The organism is Mycolicibacterium pulveris, from assembly GCF_010725725.1.
Lineage (GTDB): Bacteria > Actinomycetota > Actinomycetes > Mycobacteriales > Mycobacteriaceae > Mycobacterium > Mycobacterium pulveris.
The window spans coordinates 4613498-4628819 of sequence record NZ_AP022599.1; the positions used below are offsets into that span (position 1 = coordinate 4613498).

At 69.8% G+C, this 15322-nt stretch carries 15 protein-coding genes; 9 read left to right on the forward strand and 6 right to left on the reverse strand.

Annotation, left to right across the window (positions count from 1 at the left end):
• Nucleotides 1–50: 50 nt before the first annotated feature.
• Genes G6N28_RS22345 through cobG form a run of 3 tightly spaced genes read right to left on the reverse strand, consistent with a single transcriptional unit; the run spans nt 51 to nt 3274 of the window.
• Entirely contained in the window at nt 51–1514 is a 1464-nt protein-coding gene (locus G6N28_RS22345) for a precorrin-2 C(20)-methyltransferase (RefSeq protein ID WP_163904109.1), read from the reverse strand.
• Nucleotides 1511–2137: a precorrin-8X methylmutase gene (locus tag G6N28_RS22350; RefSeq protein WP_163904111.1), complete on the reverse strand. Its 627-nt coding sequence runs from the start codon at nt 2135–2137 to the stop codon at nt 1511–1513. The genes G6N28_RS22345 and G6N28_RS22350 overlap by 4 nt, the downstream gene beginning before the upstream one ends.
• Nucleotides 2138–2146: 9 nt before the next feature.
• Complete coding sequence (gene cobG, locus G6N28_RS22355; RefSeq protein ID WP_163904113.1) at nt 2147–3274, reverse strand: precorrin-3B synthase; 1128 nt, start codon at nt 3272–3274, stop codon at nt 2147–2149.
• 152 nt (nt 3275–3426) lie between these two features.
• Here cobG and G6N28_RS22360 point away from each other — a divergent pair, with 152 nt between their 5' ends.
• The 3 genes from G6N28_RS22360 (at nt 3427) to G6N28_RS22370 (ending at nt 7921) form a co-directional block, all read left to right on the forward strand.
• Nucleotides 3427–3645, forward strand: coding sequence for a hypothetical protein (locus G6N28_RS22360; RefSeq protein ID WP_163904115.1), 219 nt, complete (start codon nt 3427–3429; stop codon nt 3643–3645).
• 257 nt (nt 3646–3902) lie between these two features.
• Complete coding sequence (cobN, locus tag G6N28_RS22365; RefSeq protein ID WP_163904117.1) at nt 3903–7508, forward strand: cobaltochelatase subunit CobN; 3606 nt, start codon at nt 3903–3905, stop codon at nt 7506–7508.
• A gap of 32 nt (nt 7509–7540) precedes the next feature.
• Complete coding sequence (locus tag G6N28_RS22370; RefSeq protein WP_163904119.1) at nt 7541–7921, forward strand: PPOX class F420-dependent oxidoreductase; 381 nt, start codon at nt 7541–7543, stop codon at nt 7919–7921.
• A gap of 37 nt (nt 7922–7958) precedes the next feature.
• Here the strand turns inward: G6N28_RS22370 and G6N28_RS22375 are convergent, their stop codons facing one another.
• Nucleotides 7959–8654 carry a dienelactone hydrolase family protein gene (locus G6N28_RS22375; RefSeq protein WP_163904121.1) on the reverse strand — a complete coding sequence of 232 codons (696 nt, stop codon included), beginning with the start codon at nt 8652–8654 and terminating at the stop codon, nt 7959–7961.
• Between the two features lie 48 nt (nt 8655–8702).
• Between G6N28_RS22375 and G6N28_RS22380 the strand changes: the two genes are divergently transcribed.
• From G6N28_RS22380 to G6N28_RS22395, 4 genes are read left to right on the forward strand one after another with little or no spacing between them, the layout of a single operon-like run.
• The gene (locus G6N28_RS22380) at nt 8703–9176 is read left to right on the forward strand and encodes an FxsA family protein (RefSeq protein WP_163904124.1); all 474 of its coding nucleotides are present in this window, start codon (nt 8703–8705) and stop codon (nt 9174–9176) included.
• On the forward strand, nt 9177–10763 hold the full coding sequence (locus tag G6N28_RS22385) for an amidohydrolase (RefSeq protein ID WP_163904127.1): 1587 nt from the start codon (nt 9177–9179) through the stop codon (nt 10761–10763).
• Complete coding sequence (gene lnt, locus G6N28_RS22390) at nt 10756–12402, forward strand: apolipoprotein N-acyltransferase (protein WP_163904128.1); 1647 nt, start codon at nt 10756–10758, stop codon at nt 12400–12402. The genes G6N28_RS22385 and lnt overlap by 8 nt, the downstream gene beginning before the upstream one ends.
• Complete coding sequence (locus G6N28_RS22395) at nt 12399–13175, forward strand: polyprenol monophosphomannose synthase (protein ID WP_163904129.1); 777 nt, start codon at nt 12399–12401, stop codon at nt 13173–13175. Before lnt ends, G6N28_RS22395 begins: the two co-directional genes overlap by 4 nt.
• Here G6N28_RS22395 and G6N28_RS22400 read toward each other — a convergent pair.
• Nucleotides 13172–13513 carry an RNA polymerase-binding protein RbpA gene (locus G6N28_RS22400; protein ID WP_163904130.1) on the reverse strand — a complete coding sequence of 114 codons (342 nt, stop codon included), beginning with the start codon at nt 13511–13513 and terminating at the stop codon, nt 13172–13174. The genes G6N28_RS22395 and G6N28_RS22400 overlap by 4 nt on opposite strands.
• Before the next feature lie 126 nt (nt 13514–13639).
• On the opposite strand from G6N28_RS22400, the gene G6N28_RS22405 reads away from it, so the two are divergent.
• Together G6N28_RS22405 and G6N28_RS22410 are read left to right on the forward strand one after the other, a co-directional pair.
• A complete protein-coding gene (locus G6N28_RS22405) occupies nt 13640–13969 on the forward strand; it encodes a hypothetical protein (protein WP_163904132.1) in 330 nt (109 codons plus the stop codon).
• 108 nt (nt 13970–14077) lie between these two features.
• Nucleotides 14078–14653 carry a hypothetical protein gene (locus G6N28_RS22410; protein ID WP_163904134.1) on the forward strand — a complete coding sequence of 192 codons (576 nt, stop codon included), beginning with the start codon at nt 14078–14080 and terminating at the stop codon, nt 14651–14653.
• On the opposite strand, the gene G6N28_RS22415 is transcribed toward G6N28_RS22410, so the two are convergent.
• Nucleotides 14643–15317 carry a hypothetical protein gene (locus G6N28_RS22415; protein WP_163904136.1) on the reverse strand — a complete coding sequence of 225 codons (675 nt, stop codon included), beginning with the start codon at nt 15315–15317 and terminating at the stop codon, nt 14643–14645. The genes G6N28_RS22410 and G6N28_RS22415 overlap by 11 nt on opposite strands.
• Between the last annotated feature and the right edge of the window lie 5 nt (nt 15318–15322).

Genomic DNA, 15322 nt, shown 5'->3' on the forward strand with positions numbered 1-15322 from the left:
ATTTCCGCTCGATTCGCGATCTGTGCGCAGTCTCGACGGCGGAACGGGCCTCAGGAGGGGTAGCGGCGCGGGGTGAACACCCGGTCGCCGTACCACTGGGTCTGCGACGACCCGATGATCAACAGGCAGCGCATGTCGACGTCGGCCGGGTTCAGGTCGGCCAGCCGCACCACTTTGACCTGTTCGGCCGGCCCGGACACGTCGCGGCCGATCACCACTGGGGTGCCGGGATCGCGGTGCTCGAGCAGCAGATCGCGCATCGCGCCGACCTGCCAAACGCGGCTCTTCGAGGCCGGGTTGTAGACGGCCAGCACCAGGTCGGCCGCGGCCGCGGCGGTCAACCGCGCAGCGATCACCTCCCACGGCTTAAGCCGGTCCGACAGCGAGATCACCGCGTAGTCGTGGCCCAGCGGCGCACCCACGCGGCTGGCCACCGCCTGGGCGGCCGTCATCGCCGGGATCACGCGCACCTCGACGCCCGGCCACTGCTTGGCCTCCTCCAGCACGGCGGTCGCCATCGCGAACACCCCTGGATCCCCCGAGGACACCACCGCGACCGCGCGGCCCTGCTCGGCCAGCGTGCAGGCCAGCCGCGCGCGGGCCGGTTCGTCGGTGTTGTCGCTGGGATGGCGACGCTGACCCTCCCGGGACCCCACGCGGTCCAGGTAGGGGCCGTAGCCGATGAGGTCGGTGGCCGCGGCGAGCTCGCGGCGGCTCTGCGGCGTCATCCAGTCGCTGTCGCCGGGGCCCAGGCCGACGACGGCGACGCTGCCAATGCTCTGGGTGCCCCGCGGCCGGCCCGGCAGCATCGCCAGCGAGAAGTACGGCACGGTGTCGTCGTCGACCTGGTCGGCGCCGAGCACCCGCTGACGGGCGGTGCTGGCCCGCTCGACGTAGAACGCCTCATCCAACCGCCCAGCCGCCGAAAGCGCTTCGCGCACCGCGGGATACGAGCGACCCAGCTTGAGCACCACGGCCGCATCGGTGTCGGCGAGACGACGCGTGAGCTCGTTGACGCCCAGCGTTCCCGGCAGGATCGAGAGCACCTCGTCGCCCTGCACCAGCGGCGTGCCGGTGGCCGCGGACGCGGCGCTCACCGACGTCACGCCGGGCACGATCTCGGCGTCGAACCGCTGCGTGAGCCGGGTGTGCATGTGCATGTAGGAGCTGTAGAACAGCGGATCGCCCTCGGCGAGCAGGGCTACGTCGCGGCCCGCCTCCAGGTGGGCGGCGATCCGGTCGGCGGCCTCGCGGTAGAAGTCCTCCATCGCGCCGGCGTATCCGCCGGGATGATCGGTCGTCTCGGTGGTCACCGGGTAGACCAGATGCTCCTCGATCTGGCCCGGCCGCAGATACGGTTCGGCGATGCCGCGCGCGATGCTGCGGCCGTGTCGCGCGCTGTGATAGGCGACGACGTCGGCCTCGCTGATCACCCGCGCGGCCTTGACCGTGACCAGTTCGGGGTCGCCGGGCCCGAGCCCGACGCCCCACAGCCTCCCGGGAACTTCGCTCATTCTTCTTCGGTGGCGATCGCGTTCACGGCCGCGGCGGCCATCGCGCTGCCGCCGCGCCGACCCGTCACGACGAGATAGGACATCCCGCGCGGGTGGTCGATGAGTTCCTGCTTGGACTGTGCCGACCCGACGAAACCGACCGGACCGCCCAGCACCGCCGCCGGGGTGGGCGCGCCGTCGTCGAGGAGCTCGAGCAGCCGGAACAACGCGGTCGGCGCGTTGCCGATGGCCAGCACGGCACCGCCGAGGCGGTCGGCCCACAGGTCCACCGCGGCGGCCGAGCGGGTGGTGCCGACCCGGGCCGCCAGCTCGCGCGCGCCGGGGTCGGCGACCAGCGAGACCACCTCGTTGTCGGCGGGCAGCCGGGATTTCGTGATGCCGGCGGCCACCATCGACGAGTCGCACAGCACCGGTGCGCCCGCGGCGAGCGCGGCGTGGGCCTTGGCGACCACACCGTCGCTGTAGGCGACATGCTCGGCGACGTCGACCTGACCGCACGTGTGGATCAGCCGCACGACCACCCTGGCGACGTCGGCGGGGAAGCGCGCCAGGTCGGCCTCGGCGCGGATGGTCGCAAACGACTGCCGGTAGATCTCGGCGGCGTCGCGAATGTAGTCGAGCACCCGCTCACCCTACGGTGACGGGGTGCGCGGCCGATATCCGTCTCCGGTGGCCACCAGCACCTCGCCGACCCCCGGGCTGCCGCAGGCGCGGTCGCAACCGACGAAGTGGCGGTGAGTGGCGGCGGGACCGGCGGCCGCCGCGGCCGCGGCGTCGGCGCGCACGTCGGCGGCCGAGTGCGCACAGCCGGGGCTGCCGGTGCATGCGCTGACCGACAGCCACGGCGACTGGTCGTCGAACACCAGCCCCATCGGGGCGAGCACGCGCAGCGCGGTGTCGGCCCGTGCTTCGTCGAGGTCGAAGACCAGCACCGACCGCCACGGGGTGATCGCGATCGGCGCGTCGATGGCGGCCAGGAACTCAGCCGTGCGCGCCGGCAGCACGCCCAGCGGCACCGCGGCACCCAACGCGATGCGGCCGTCGCGCTGCTCGATCCAGCCGACGGGCGGGCGGGTGACCGGTTCCCACGTCGCACCGGGGGGAGCGGTCACCGCGAGACCGGTGACCAGCTGGGTGGGTTCATCCAGTTCGGCGATGCGCCAGGCGTTTTCGCGAATGTCGGCGAAGCGTTGCGCGACGTCGATCAAGGTCGGCACCACCTGCGGCAGCGGAAGCCGAACCCCGGTGTCGCGGCCGGCCAGCAGCAACGCCGCCGAATCGCCGTCGACGTGCACACCGGCGTCGGCGGACAGCCCGGAGATGTCACCGCGGCCGTCGTCGATGCCGAACAGAAACCGGCCCGGCAGCGCCGCCAGCGCGGGCCGCGCCCGGATCGCCTCGTCGAGTTCGGTGACCAGCGCGCGGATGTCGGATGTTGCCGAAACCCGGCCCGACAGCGGCGAGGCGACGATGTTGCGGACACGCTCATGCGTCGGCGACGGCAGCAGCCCGGCCGCCGCCACCGCATCGGCGACCGCGGCGGTCGCGTCGTCGTCCGTGATGCCGCGAATCTGGATGTTGGCCCGCGACGTGAGTTCCAAAGTGGCAGAACCCCACCGCGTGGCCGCGGTCGCCAGCGCCTGCAGCTGCGCCGCCGTGATCGCTCCGCCGGGCAGCCGGACCCGGGCCAGGGCTCCATCGGCGGCGCGGTGCACGTGCAAGGCGCCCGGGCAGGCGTCGTGCTCGCGGGTTCTGGCCATGGGCTCACGGTACGCCGACGAAGTTCCCGCACCGTCGCTCGATGGGGCCAACACAGGTAGTCGACTACGCGTGACCGGTGCGTGCGTGCGGTCAAGACTTTCTCTCATCACGGCTCGGCGCCATGTCGGGCCAACACGGTGGAGAGAATGAAATGAGCAGTACGTCAACGCGATTGAGCCCGTCGACCACACCAATTGAGGCGCCCGCCGCAGAGCCGGTGCTGGTCACCGAGCACGAGGTGGCCGTTGCCACCGCGGCCGCGCGAGCCGGGCGGCCCACGAAGAAGCAGAAGCCGGTGCTGCGGCGCCATCCCAAGCGGCATGCCTTCCTCGAAAGGGCTCTCATGGCACGCGAGATGGACCGCCTGTGACGGCGGCCACAACGCGTAGGCCAATGATCTGTACCACACAAGCTGGTCACAAGCGCCGGTCCAGGCCGTAGCTTCAGCACTACTGAACCCATGTACAACAGGTGCATGTCACGGAAGGAACAACGATGTTCGAACTTTTGCTTTTCGGTGCCCTTCTGATCGTCCTCGTCGCCGCGCTGGGTCTGCCGTACCCGCAGAGCACCTTCGGTCGCTGGCACCGCCGCTGACCCGATTCGGGGATGGGGTAGTAATGGTGGGTGGCTCAGCCCCTGCGTAACCCCACCGTTCTCGTCCTGTCCACCTCTGACACCGACCTGATCACCGCCCGCGCCAGCGGCGCTGCGTATCGATGGGCGAACCCGTCCCGGCTGGTCGACGGCGAACTGGAGCAGTTGCTCGGCGCGGCCGATATCGCGGTCGTCCGGATCCTGGGCGGCTACCGCGCGTGGCAGGACGGCATCGACACGGTGGTGGCCAGCGGGCTGCCGACGGTGGTGGTCAGCGGGGAACAGACCCCGGACGCCGAGCTCATGGAGCACTCCACCACTCCAGCCGGGGTCGCGCTGCAATCGCATCTGTATCTCGCGCACGGCGGGGTGGACAACCTGCGTCAGCTGCACGCGTTCCTGTGCGACACGCTGCTGATGACCGGCTACGGTTTCGCGCCGCCGGTCACGACCCCGAACTGGGGGGTCATCGAGCGCCCGGCCCGAAATCCCGACGGGCCCACCGTCGCGGTGCTCTACTACCGCGCTCAGCATTTGGCAGGCAACACGGCGTATGTGGACGCGCTGTGCGACGCCATCGAGGGCGCCGGCGGGCGGGCGCTGCCGGTGTTCTGCGCGTCGCTGCGCACGGCCGACGCCGGACTGCTCGACGTGCTCGGCACGGCCGACGCGATGGTGACGACCGTGCTCGCCGCGGGCGGTGCCACCCCGGCCGCCGTCACGGCCGGCGGCGAGGATGACACCTGGAACGTCGCGCACCTGGCGGCCCTCGACATCCCGATCCTGCAGGGCCTGTGCCTGACCAGCTCGCGGGCGCAGTGGCAGGGCAACGACGACGGCCTCTCGCCGCTCGACGTCGCCAGCCAGGTCGCCGTGCCGGAGTTCGACGGGCGCATCATCACCGTTCCGTTCTCGTTCAAGGAGATCGACGACGAAGGATTGATCTCCTATGTCGCCGACCCCGAGCGGTGCGCCCGGGTGGCCGGGCTCGCGGTGCGTCACGCCCGGCTGCGGTCCATCCCGCCCGCGCAGAAGCGGGTGGCGGTGGTGTTCTCGGCCTATCCCACCAAGCACGCCCGCATCGGCAACGCCGTTGGCCTCGACACGCCGGCCAGCGCGGTGGCGCTGCTGCGGGCGATGCGCGACGCCGGATATGTGATCGGCGAGATGGACGCACCCGGAGACCTCGGCACGATCATCGCCTCCGGCGATGGTGACGCGCTGATCCACGCGCTGATCGAACGCGGCGGCCAGGACCCCGACTGGCTCAGCGCGGGCCAGCTCGAAGGCAACCCGATCCGGTTGTCCGCCAAGGACTATCGGGCCTGGTTCGACACGCTGCCCGCGGAGTTCAAAGATGCGGTGACTGCGCAGTGGGGCCCACCGCCCGGCGAAGTGTTCGTCGACCGCAGCCAAGATCCCGACGGAGAGATCGTCATCGCGGCCTGGCAGGCGGGCAACGTGGTGCTGATGGTGCAGCCGCCACGCGGGTTCGGCGAAAACCCGGTGGCCATCTACCACGACCCGGACCTGCCGCCGAGCCACCACTACCTGGCCGCCTACCACTGGATCGGCGCCGTCTTCGGCGCGGACGCGATCGTGCACCTCGGCAAGCACGGCAACCTGGAGTGGCTGCCGGGCAAGACCCTCGGGATGTCGGCGGCCTGCGCCTCCGACGCCGCGCTGGGCAACCTGCCGCTGATCTACCCGTTTCTGGTCAACGACCCCGGCGAGGGCACGCAGGCCAAGCGCCGTGCGCACGCGACGCTCGTCGACCACCTGATCCCGCCCATGGCCAGGGCCGAAACCTACGGCGACATCGCACGTTTGGAGCAGTTGCTCGACGAACACGCCAACATCGCCGCGCTCGACCCCGCCAAGCTGCCCGCGATCCGCCAGCAGATCTGGACGCTGATGCGGGCCGCGAAGATGGATCACGATCTGGGCCTCGAGGACCGGCCCGACGAGGACTCCTTCGACGACATGCTGTTGCACGTCGACGGCTGGCTGTGCGAGATCAAGGACGTCCAGATCCGCGACGGCCTGCACATCCTCGGTGAAACACCAACGGGCGAAGCCGAACTCGACCTTGTGCTGGCGGTGCTGCGGGCACGACAGCTGTTCGGAGGGGAGCAGGTGGTGCCCGGGCTGCGCGAGGCGCTGGGCTTGTCCGAGGACGGCAGCGACGAGCGGGCTGCGATCGACTGGGCTGAGGCGCAAGCACGCGAACTCGTCGCGGCGCTGCAGTCAACCGGCTGGAATCCCGACGCGGTCGACACGTTGACCGACAACGCCGACGTCGCGGCGGTGCTGCGGTTCGCCGCGACCGAGGTGGTGCCGCGGATGGCGGGCACCGCCCGCGAAATCGACCAGGTCCTGCGCGCGTTGGACGGCCGGTTCATCGCGTCGGGCCCATCGGGTTCTCCGTTGCGGGGGCTGGTCAACGTGCTGCCTACCGGCCGCAACTTCTACTCCGTCGACCCCAAGGCGGTCCCGTCCCGGCTGGCGTGGGAAACCGGTGTGGCGATGGCCGATTCGCTGCTGGCACGCTACCGCCAGGACTACGGGCAGTGGCCGCAATCGGTGGGGTTGTCGGTCTGGGGCACCTCGGCGATGCGCACCGCCGGTGACGACATCGCCGAAGTGCTTGCGCTGCTGGGTGTTCGCCCGATGTGGGACGAGGCGTCGCGTCGCGTGGTGAATCTCGAACCCATCCCGCTGGCTGAGCTCGGCAGGCCGCGCATCGACGTCACGGTGCGGATCTCCGGCTTCTTCCGGGACGCCTTCCCGCACGTCGTCACCATGCTCGACGACGCCGTGGCCCTGGTCGCCGGCCTCGACGAGCCCGCCGAGGACAACTACGTGCGAGCCCACGCCCAAGTTGACCTCGCCGAGCACGGAGACCAACGCCGCGCGACCACAAGGATCTTCGGCTCCAAACCCGGAACCTACGGCGCCGGGCTGCTGCAGCTGATCGACAGCCGCAATTGGCGCGACGACGCCGACCTGGCCCAGGTGTACACCGCGTGGGGCGGGTTCGCCTACGGGCGTGGTCTGGACGGCGCGCCTGCCGCCGACGACATGAGCCGGCAGTATCGCCGGATCGCGGTGGCCGCCAAGAACACCGACACCCGCGAACACGACATCGCCGACTCCGACGACTACTTCCAGTACCACGGCGGGATGGTCGCCACCGTTCGCGCGCTGACCGGCAAGGATCCTGCCGCCTACATCGGCGACAACACCCGTCCCGACGCGGTACGCACCCGCACGCTCTCCGAGGAGACCACCCGGGTGTTCCGGGCCCGCGTGGTCAACCCGCGCTGGATGAACGCGATGCGACGGCACGGCTACAAGGGCGCGTTCGAGATGGCCGCCACCGTCGACTACCTGTTCGGTTACGACGCGACCGCGGGCGTGATGGCGGATTGGATGTACGAGCAGCTCACCGCCGAGTACGTGCTGAGCGAGGAGAACCGCAAGTTCATGGCCGAATCCAACCCGTGGGCGCTGCACGGGATGGCCGAGCGGTTGTTGGAGGCCGTCGACCGCGGCATGTGGGCGCAACCCGACGCGGCCACGCTGGAGGGCCTGCGGCAGGTGCTGCTCGAAACCGAGGGTGAACTCGAAGGCTGAGGCACCCCCGCGCGGCCAGTAAGTTGGATGACGTGTCTGTCACGTTTGCCGATGTCGCGAAATCCGAATACATCCTGCTGACCACGTTCACCAAAGACGGCAGACCCAAGCCGACCCCGGTGTGGGCGGCGCCCGACGGCGACCGACTGCTCGTCATCACGCAGGAAAAGTCGTGGAAGGTCAAGCGGATCCGCAACACCCCGCGGGTGACCATCGCGCCGTGCGACATGCGCGGCAACCCGAAAGGCGAGGCGGTCGAAGCCGTGGCGGCCATCCTGGACAAGTCGGCCAACGGCGCGACCTACGACGCGATCGGCAAGCGCTACGGGCTGCTCGGCAAGACGTTCAACTTCTTTTCCAAGCTGCGCGGCGGAATGAAGAACAACGTGACGGTCGAACTGAAGGCGGCGTGAGGATGGCCGACACCTTCGGCATCGAGGTCGCGCCGGCCTAAGCCGTCAGATGCTCGGCGAAGAACGCGAACACGCGTCGCCACGCGTCTTCGGTGGCCGCCTCGTTGTAACCGAAACCGGTGATCCGCATCAGCGGCTGACCGGGCAGTTTGTTGGCGAAGCTGTGCCCGACATCCGGATACACCTTGATGTCGGCGGGGATGTTCTTGGCCGCCACGACCTCGCGCAGCCGCGCCGGCGCCCCGATGCCGAGCGGATCGCGCCTGCCGAAGCTGGCCACGATCGGACACGCCCCGTCAAGGGTTTCGCTGAGGTTACGCGGCAGCGGTGTGCCGTAGAACGGGGCAGAGGCCCCAAAACCCTTGGGGGAGAGGACCAGTGCGAACTGGCCGCCCATGCAGAAGCCGGCGATCCCGACCGCGCCGGTGCACTGCGGCATGGACTTCAGATGGTCGCGGGCGGCCAGGATGTCGTCGAGCGCGCGGCCGCGCTGGGTCATCAGCTCCCGGAACACCCGGGTCACGCAACGCGCCCGGCCACCGCGCGAATACAGGTTCGGGGTGACGGCGAGGTAGCCGGCCGCCGCGATCCGCGCCGAGATCGCCTCGTTGTCTGGTCCGTATCCGATCGCGTCGTGCACCACCACGACCCCGGGCCACGGCCCGTCACCGTCGGGAACACCGAGCAGCGCGTCGATCGGGCCGTCGGGCGTTGCGATCTTGATCTTCGTCACGTCGCCAATCTACGGAACCAGACCGCCCGCTTCCGACGTTGCACCTATATGGCGATGCGGCTGTTTCTGTTGTACGTGGTTGTCGAGATCGCGGTGATTGTGGCGCTGACCGCGGCCATCGGCTTCGGCTGGACCCTTCTGCTGCTGGTCGCGGGCTTCACCGCGGGTCTCGTGCTGGCCGGCTCCCAGCTGCGAAGCCACCTGCGTCGGCTGCGGTCCGGCCTCACCGCCGCCGCCGTGCCGGAGGCGGCCACCGACAGCCTGCTCGTCGCGCTGGGCACCGTGCTGGTCGTCATGCCCGGGCTGGCCAGCTCGGTCCTCGGCGCGCTGTTGCTGATTCCGCTCACCAGGCGGGCCGCCCGACCCCTGGCCGCCGCGCTGGCCGCACGCCGAATGCCGCTGGTCACGATCGGGGCCGCGGGGTGGGGATACACCGCACGGCGGCGTGATGATTACATCGACGGCGAGGTGATCGACGTGGTAGACACCGATCCGCACGCTGTGGAGCGCAAGCCCGAATAAGTGACCCACCTGCTGCTCAACGGGCGGGTGTACAGCCCCGCCATGCCCGACGCCACCGCGCTCGCGGTGCGCGACGGCGTGATCGCGTGGCTGGGCAGTGACGACGTGGGCCGCGCCCAGTTTCCCGATGCCCGGATCACCGACCTGGACGGCGCCTTCGTCGCGCCCGCGTTCGTCGACAGCCACGTTCACCTCACCGCCACCGGCCTGGCGCTGATCGGGATCGACCTGCGGGCCGCCACGTCGCTGCAACACTGCCTGCAGCTGCTCGCCGACCACGCCCGCGCCCAGCCCGACGGGGTGATCTGGGCACACGGCTGGGACGAGACCGGCTGGCCCGAGGGTCGACCACCCAGCACCGACGACGTCGACGCCGCAGTCGGCGACCGGCCCGCCTACCTCGCCCGCGTCGACGTGCACTCCGCAGCGGCGTCCAGCGCGTTGCGCCGGCTCGCTCCCGGCCTGCCCGACGCGCCCGGGTATGCCGCGCAGCACCCGGTCAGCGGCGACGCACATCACCGCGTGCGCGCCGTCGCCCGCGGCCTGCTGACTTCCGCGCAGCGGCGCAAGGCCCGCGAGGCCGCTTTGGACAGCGCGGCCGCGCTGGGCCTCGTCGCGGTGCACGAATGCGCGGGCCCCGACATCGGCGGCCTGGACGACTGGGACGAGATCCGGGGCATCGAGCACGGCGTGGACATCGTCGGGTACTGGGGCGAACCGGTCGACGACGCACAACGGGCCCGCGCGCTGATCGAGCGCACCGGCGCCCGCGGCCTGGCCGGTGATCTGTTCGTCGACGGCGCGATCGGCTCCCGGACGGCTTGGCTGCACCATCCCTACCGTGACGACGAGAACTGCTGTGGTAACAGCTATCTCGATGCCGAAGCGATAAGCAGCCATCTGCACGCCTGCACCGAAGCCGGCATCACCGCCGGCTTTCACGTCATCGGCGACGCGGCCGTCACCGCCGCCGTCGACGCGCTCGAACGCGTCGTCGACACCTTCGGGGCGCCCGCGGTGGCCAGATGCGGGCATCGGCTCGAACACCTCGAGATGGTCACCGCCGAGCAGGCCCGCAGGCTCGGCGCGTGGGGCGTGTTCGCCAGCGTGCAGCCGAGTTTCGACTCGCTGTGGGGCGGCGACGACGGCATGTACGCCCAGCGGCTGGGGCCGGAGCGAGCCAAGACGCTCAATCCGTTCGCGCTGTTAGCATCCCAAGGCGTGCCCCTCGCCTTCGGCTCCGACAGCCCTGTCACCGGCATGAACCCCTGGGAGACGGTGCGCGCGGCAACTCAACACCGCACCCCCGGCAGCGCGCTGTCCGCCCGCGCGGCCTTTGCCGCGGCCACCCGCGGCGCGTGGCGGGCCGCGGGGGTGCGCGACGGGATCACCGGCAGCTTGGTGCCGGGCGCCGTCGCGTCGTATGCGGTGTGGGAGATCGACGAGCTCGAAGTGCACGCCCCGGACGACGCGGTGCAACGCTGGTCGACAGATCAGCGCTCACGGGTTCCCGCGCTGCCGCGCCTCGATCGCGAACTGCCTCGCTGCCGACAGACGGTCCATCGTGGTGTCGCCATCCATGGTTGACCTGTCGAAATGGCGCGCGCGGGGCAAGCGGTTCGGTCGGGCGGTGCTGGCGCGGCTACCGCAGCTGACGGTCGCGATCGGCGCGGGCGTGCTGCTGTGCCTGAGCTTCCCGCCCTTCGGCTGGTGGTATCTCGCGGTTGTCGCGTTCGGGTCGCTGGCATGGGTGCTGACCCGTCAAAGCACAACGACCGCAGGTGGATTCGGCTACGGGTTCATCTTCGGGGCGGCCTTCTACCTGCCGCTGCTGCCCTGGATCAGCGGGCTGGTCGGCGTGGTCCCGTGGATCGCGCTGTCGCTCGTGCAGGCGCTGTTCCCGGCGGTGTTCGGCGCGCTGGCGGTGGTGATCCGGCGGCTGCCGGGCTGGCCGCTGTGGTTCGCGGGACTTTGGACCGCCCAGGAGTGGCTCAAGTCCACCGTGCCGTTCGGCGGATTCCCCTGGGGGGTCGTAGCTTTCAGCCAGACTGAGGCGCCGCTGTTACCGCTGGCGCGAATCGGCGGGGCGCCGCTGCTGACGTTCGCAGTCGTGCTGGCCGGGTTCAGCTTCGCCGCAATCGTTTTCGAAGTGGTGCAGTGGTGGCGGCGCGAAGACGCACAACAGGCAGGCCCGCCCGCGGTGGTGCTGCCCGGGGTGTGCATCGCCGTCGTACTGCTGGCCACCGCGCTGGCGGCGCCGCAGGTGCGCCAGTCCGGTGCGGGCGCACAAGACGATCAGCCGGTCACCGTGGCCGTCGTGCAGGGCAACGTGCCACGCCTCGGGTTGGACTTCAACGCCCAGCGACGCGCGGTGCTCGACAACCACGTCCGCGAGACGATGCGGCTGGCCGACGATGTGCGCGCCGGACGAGCACCGCAGCCGATGTTCGTGGTCTGGCCGGAGAACTCGTCTGACATCGACCCGCTGAAGAACCCCGACGCCAACAAGCTGATCTCGAGCACCGCGGCCGCCGTCAACGCCCCGATCCTGGTCGGCGGGGTGGTGGCGGCACCCGATCACACCCCCGACAATCCGCTGTCGACGAACTCGGTGATCGTGTGGAACCCCGACGACGGGCCTGCGGATCGCCACGACAAGAAGATCGTGCAGCCGTTCGGCGAGTACCTGCCGTGGCGCCGCTTCTTCAGCCATCTGTCGCCGTATGCCGACCGCGCCGGCTACTTCATTCCCGGCGACGGCGACGGGGTGGTGAAGGCCGCGGGCGTGCCGGTCGGTGTGGCGACCTGCTGGGAGGTGATCTTCGACCGCGCACCTCGCGAGTCGGTGCGCAACGGTGCGCAACTGCTGGTCGTGCCGTCCAACAACGCCACGTTCGACGAGGCGATGAGCGAGCAGCAGCTAGCGTTCGGCCGGCTGCGCGCGGTCGAGCACGACCGCTACACGCTGGTCGCGGGGACCACCGGGATCAGCGCGGTGGTGGCACCCGACGGGCGTGAGCTGGCTCGCACCCAGTTCTTCGAACCGGCCTACCTCGACACCGCGGTGCGGCTGAAGACGCAGCTCACGGTCGCCACACAGTGGGGGCCGGTGATCGCGGGCCTGCTCGTGGCCGTCGGCGCGGCCGGTCTGATCACTGCGATGCTGCACAATTGGAGCTCTGCACGTCGTCGACATCGCGGCGACCAAGAAAGAGGAGCCTCATGACGACGGGCCGGGACCCGGCGGAACGCCCAAGCCAGCGCACGCTGGTCATCATCCCCACCTACAACGAGCGGGAGAACCTGCCGCTGATCGTCGGGCGGGTGCGGAAAGCGTGCCCCCACGTGCACATCTTGATCGTCGACGACGGCAGCCCCGACGGCACCGGCGACCTGGCCGACGAGCTGGCGCTGGCCGACCCCGACCAGGTGCACGTCATGCACCGTACCGCCAAAGGCGGCCTCGGCGCGGCCTACCTGGCGGGCTTCGAATGGGGGCTGAGCCGCGAATACTCGGTCCTGGTCGAGATGGACGCCGACGGCAGCCACCCACCCGAGCAGCTGCACCGGCTGCTCGACGCCATCGACGCCGGGGCCGACCTGGTCATCGGTTCGCGCTACGTGCCCGGGGGAGAGGTCCGCAACTGGCCGAAGCGCAGGCTGGTGCTCTCGCGCACCGCCAACGGGTACTCACGCATCCTGCTCGGGGTGGACATCCACGACATCACCGCCGGCTATCGCGCCTACCGGCGCGAGGTGCTGGAGAAGATCGAACTCAACGCCGTCGAGTCGAAGGGTTACTGCTTCCAGATCGACCTGACCTGGCGCACCATCAACAACGGCTTCGTCGTCGTCGAGGTGCCGATCACCTTCACCGAGCGTGAATTCGGGCAGTCCAAGATGAGCGGATCCAACATCCGCGAAGCGCTGTTCAAGGTCGCGGAATGGGGTATCCGCGGGCGCTTCGACCGCGCCCGCGGCGTCGGCATCACACGCTAGCTGCTGCCGCGGCGGCGAGCCTTGATGATGTCGAGGCGCTCCTTGAGCAGCTCCTCGAGTTCCTCGATGGAACGACGCTCGAGCAGCATGTCCCAGTGGGTACGCGGCGGCTTGACCTTCTTCGGCTCCGGCGCTTCACCCTCGATCAGGGTGCCCTCCATGCCGTTGCGGCACAGCCAGGTGTGAGGAATCTCGGCGTCGTCGGCGAACGGGACGTCAAACTCCTCACCGTTCTCGGTGCGATACCGGGCGACCTGACGCGGCGCCAAGTCGTGGTTGCGGTCGGTCTCGTAGCTCACGGCTCCGAGGCGACTGCCTCTCAAGACACGATCAGCCATCGTCAAACACTCCTCAATAACCCTGGTTGCGTCCGGATACACAACGCGGCAACACACCACGTAGTTCCCGACTCGACCGCTGATGATACCGGGATCGGCGGGTCTCTACGTTTACAGTCAGGTTCCGTGGCACGGCGTTTACGTCCCCAATCCTGTCGCTGGTGCGGCCGTGAAGTCCCTAATACCGGCCTCGGCAGACGCCGGCAGTACTGCCGGCAGTCGTGTCGGCAACGCGCCTATGAACAACGCACGCTGGTCAAGGGCACATCCCTGGCGCCCGACGCGGTCGTGCTCACCGCCGAAGAGGCCTCCGAGCTCGCCGACCGGGTGTATCAGTTCAGGTGTGCCGCCGAGGATGTCGCGACCGCCGTCGAAGAGGGCGCCGACGGCGACGAGCTGCGCGAACTGTGCGAGGCGCTGTTGACGGCCGCCAAGGCCGCCGACGGATGGCGTTAGCCACCCGCCTCGTTGGCGACTGTGCGGTTTCATACGTGACACGCGCTGGCCAACGGATGAATATGCACAATCGCGCCCGTAGAAGCGCCCAGCGGGCAAGGTGAGTTTGTGAACGACTGGTTCGAGCGCAGCCCGTTCGTCGGGTTTGTTCCGTGGATCATCTACTGGGTCGTTGCCGACGGGCCGAGCACCTGGTTGTACGGCGCGCTGTGTGCGGTGATCACCGCGCTGATCCTGGGCATCTCGTACGGTTTCGGCGGCCCACGGATGCTGGACATCGTCACCCTGGTGTTCTTCGTCGCGACGACGGTGGCCGGCCTCGTCCTTGGCGCCGTGGACCGCGACTGGATGGACACCTACGCCACCACGTTGTCGGCCGGGACGTTGGCCGCGATGTCGTTGATCTCGCTGGCGTTCGTTCCGTTCACCCAGCAGTACGCGCCGGCTTCAGCGCCCCGGGAAGAGTGGGAGAAGACGGCGTTTCGGCGCACGAACCAGGTACTCACGCTGATGTGGGCGTTGGTGTTCGCCCTGATCGCGGTGTTGGGCTACGTCGCCGTCGCCGCACCGTCAACAGTGCACTGGACCAAAGCGGTGATCCCGGTGGTGGTGGTCGTCGGGGCGGTGGGCATGACACACATCTACCCGGAGCGGGCGCGCTCCGCCGCCCGGCTCAGCAGCTGAACATCTGACCGACCTGCGGGGGTGCGGTCGCCGGCCGCAGACATCCGAATGGTTCGATGCCCGCGTCGCTGAACCGGACCGCCGACTGGTGCGCGTAGTTGGCGCAGAACAGCCCGACAGTGTCGGCGCGGCAACGATAGTCGCCGAACTCGAGCACCTGACCGTAGGGCAGTTCCGGGCCCACCCCGGCCGTGAAGCGTCCCGGGTCACCGTGCACGGAACCGACGGTGACGGTGGCGCCGTCGTAGTCGACCCAACCGCCCTTCCACTCGCCGTACGCGTCGGCGGGCCGCGGCGGCGGGTCGGCCAGATCGACCAGGCAGGCCAGCGCGCCGTCGCTGTTCTGGGAATCGGTCATGCACTGCGACGTGCTCGACGGCGTCCGGAACGCCACGTCGTCGCCGAGTTCGGTGGTGACGCCGTCGCGGAACGCGACGTTGTACTGGGCGGCGTCGGCCGGGTCGCCCGCCTCGATCCAGGCGATGACATCGTCGACGGGGGCGCCGGCCTGGGGAGGCTGGGCGGGATTCGTCGTGGTCGGCGGCGTCGTGGTGGCGCGGCTCGGGCTCGGCGGAATCGGCTCGATCCGTTCGGCCTCGCCGCCCACCGACTGGGAACACCCCGTTAGCAGCACCAAGACCGCGACCAGCCCAGCCATTCGCATACCGG

What these genes read in the sequence shown, in the direction of transcription:
- G6N28_RS22345 (WP_163904109.1), bottom strand. Translation starts at nt 1,514, where the DNA reads ATGAGCGAAGTTCCCGGGAGGCTGTGGGGCGTCGGGCTCGGGCCCGGC.
- G6N28_RS22360 (WP_163904115.1), top strand. Translation starts at nt 3,427, where the DNA reads ATGAGCAGTACGTCAACGCGATTGAGCCCGTCGACCACACCAATTGAG.
- lnt (WP_163904128.1), top strand. Translation starts at nt 10,756, where the DNA reads ATGGTTGACCTGTCGAAATGGCGCGCGCGGGGCAAGCGGTTCGGTCGG.
- G6N28_RS22380 (WP_163904124.1), top strand. Translation starts at nt 8,703, where the DNA reads ATGGCGATGCGGCTGTTTCTGTTGTACGTGGTTGTCGAGATCGCGGTG.
- G6N28_RS22400 (WP_163904130.1), bottom strand. Translation starts at nt 13,513, where the DNA reads ATGGCTGATCGTGTCTTGAGAGGCAGTCGCCTCGGAGCCGTGAGCTAC.
- G6N28_RS22395 (WP_163904129.1), top strand. Translation starts at nt 12,399, where the DNA reads ATGACGACGGGCCGGGACCCGGCGGAACGCCCAAGCCAGCGCACGCTG.
- cobG (WP_163904113.1), bottom strand. Translation starts at nt 3,274, where the DNA reads ATGGCCAGAACCCGCGAGCACGACGCCTGCCCGGGCGCCTTGCACGTG.
- G6N28_RS22415 (WP_163904136.1), bottom strand. Translation starts at nt 15,317, where the DNA reads ATGCGAATGGCTGGGCTGGTCGCGGTCTTGGTGCTGCTAACGGGGTGT.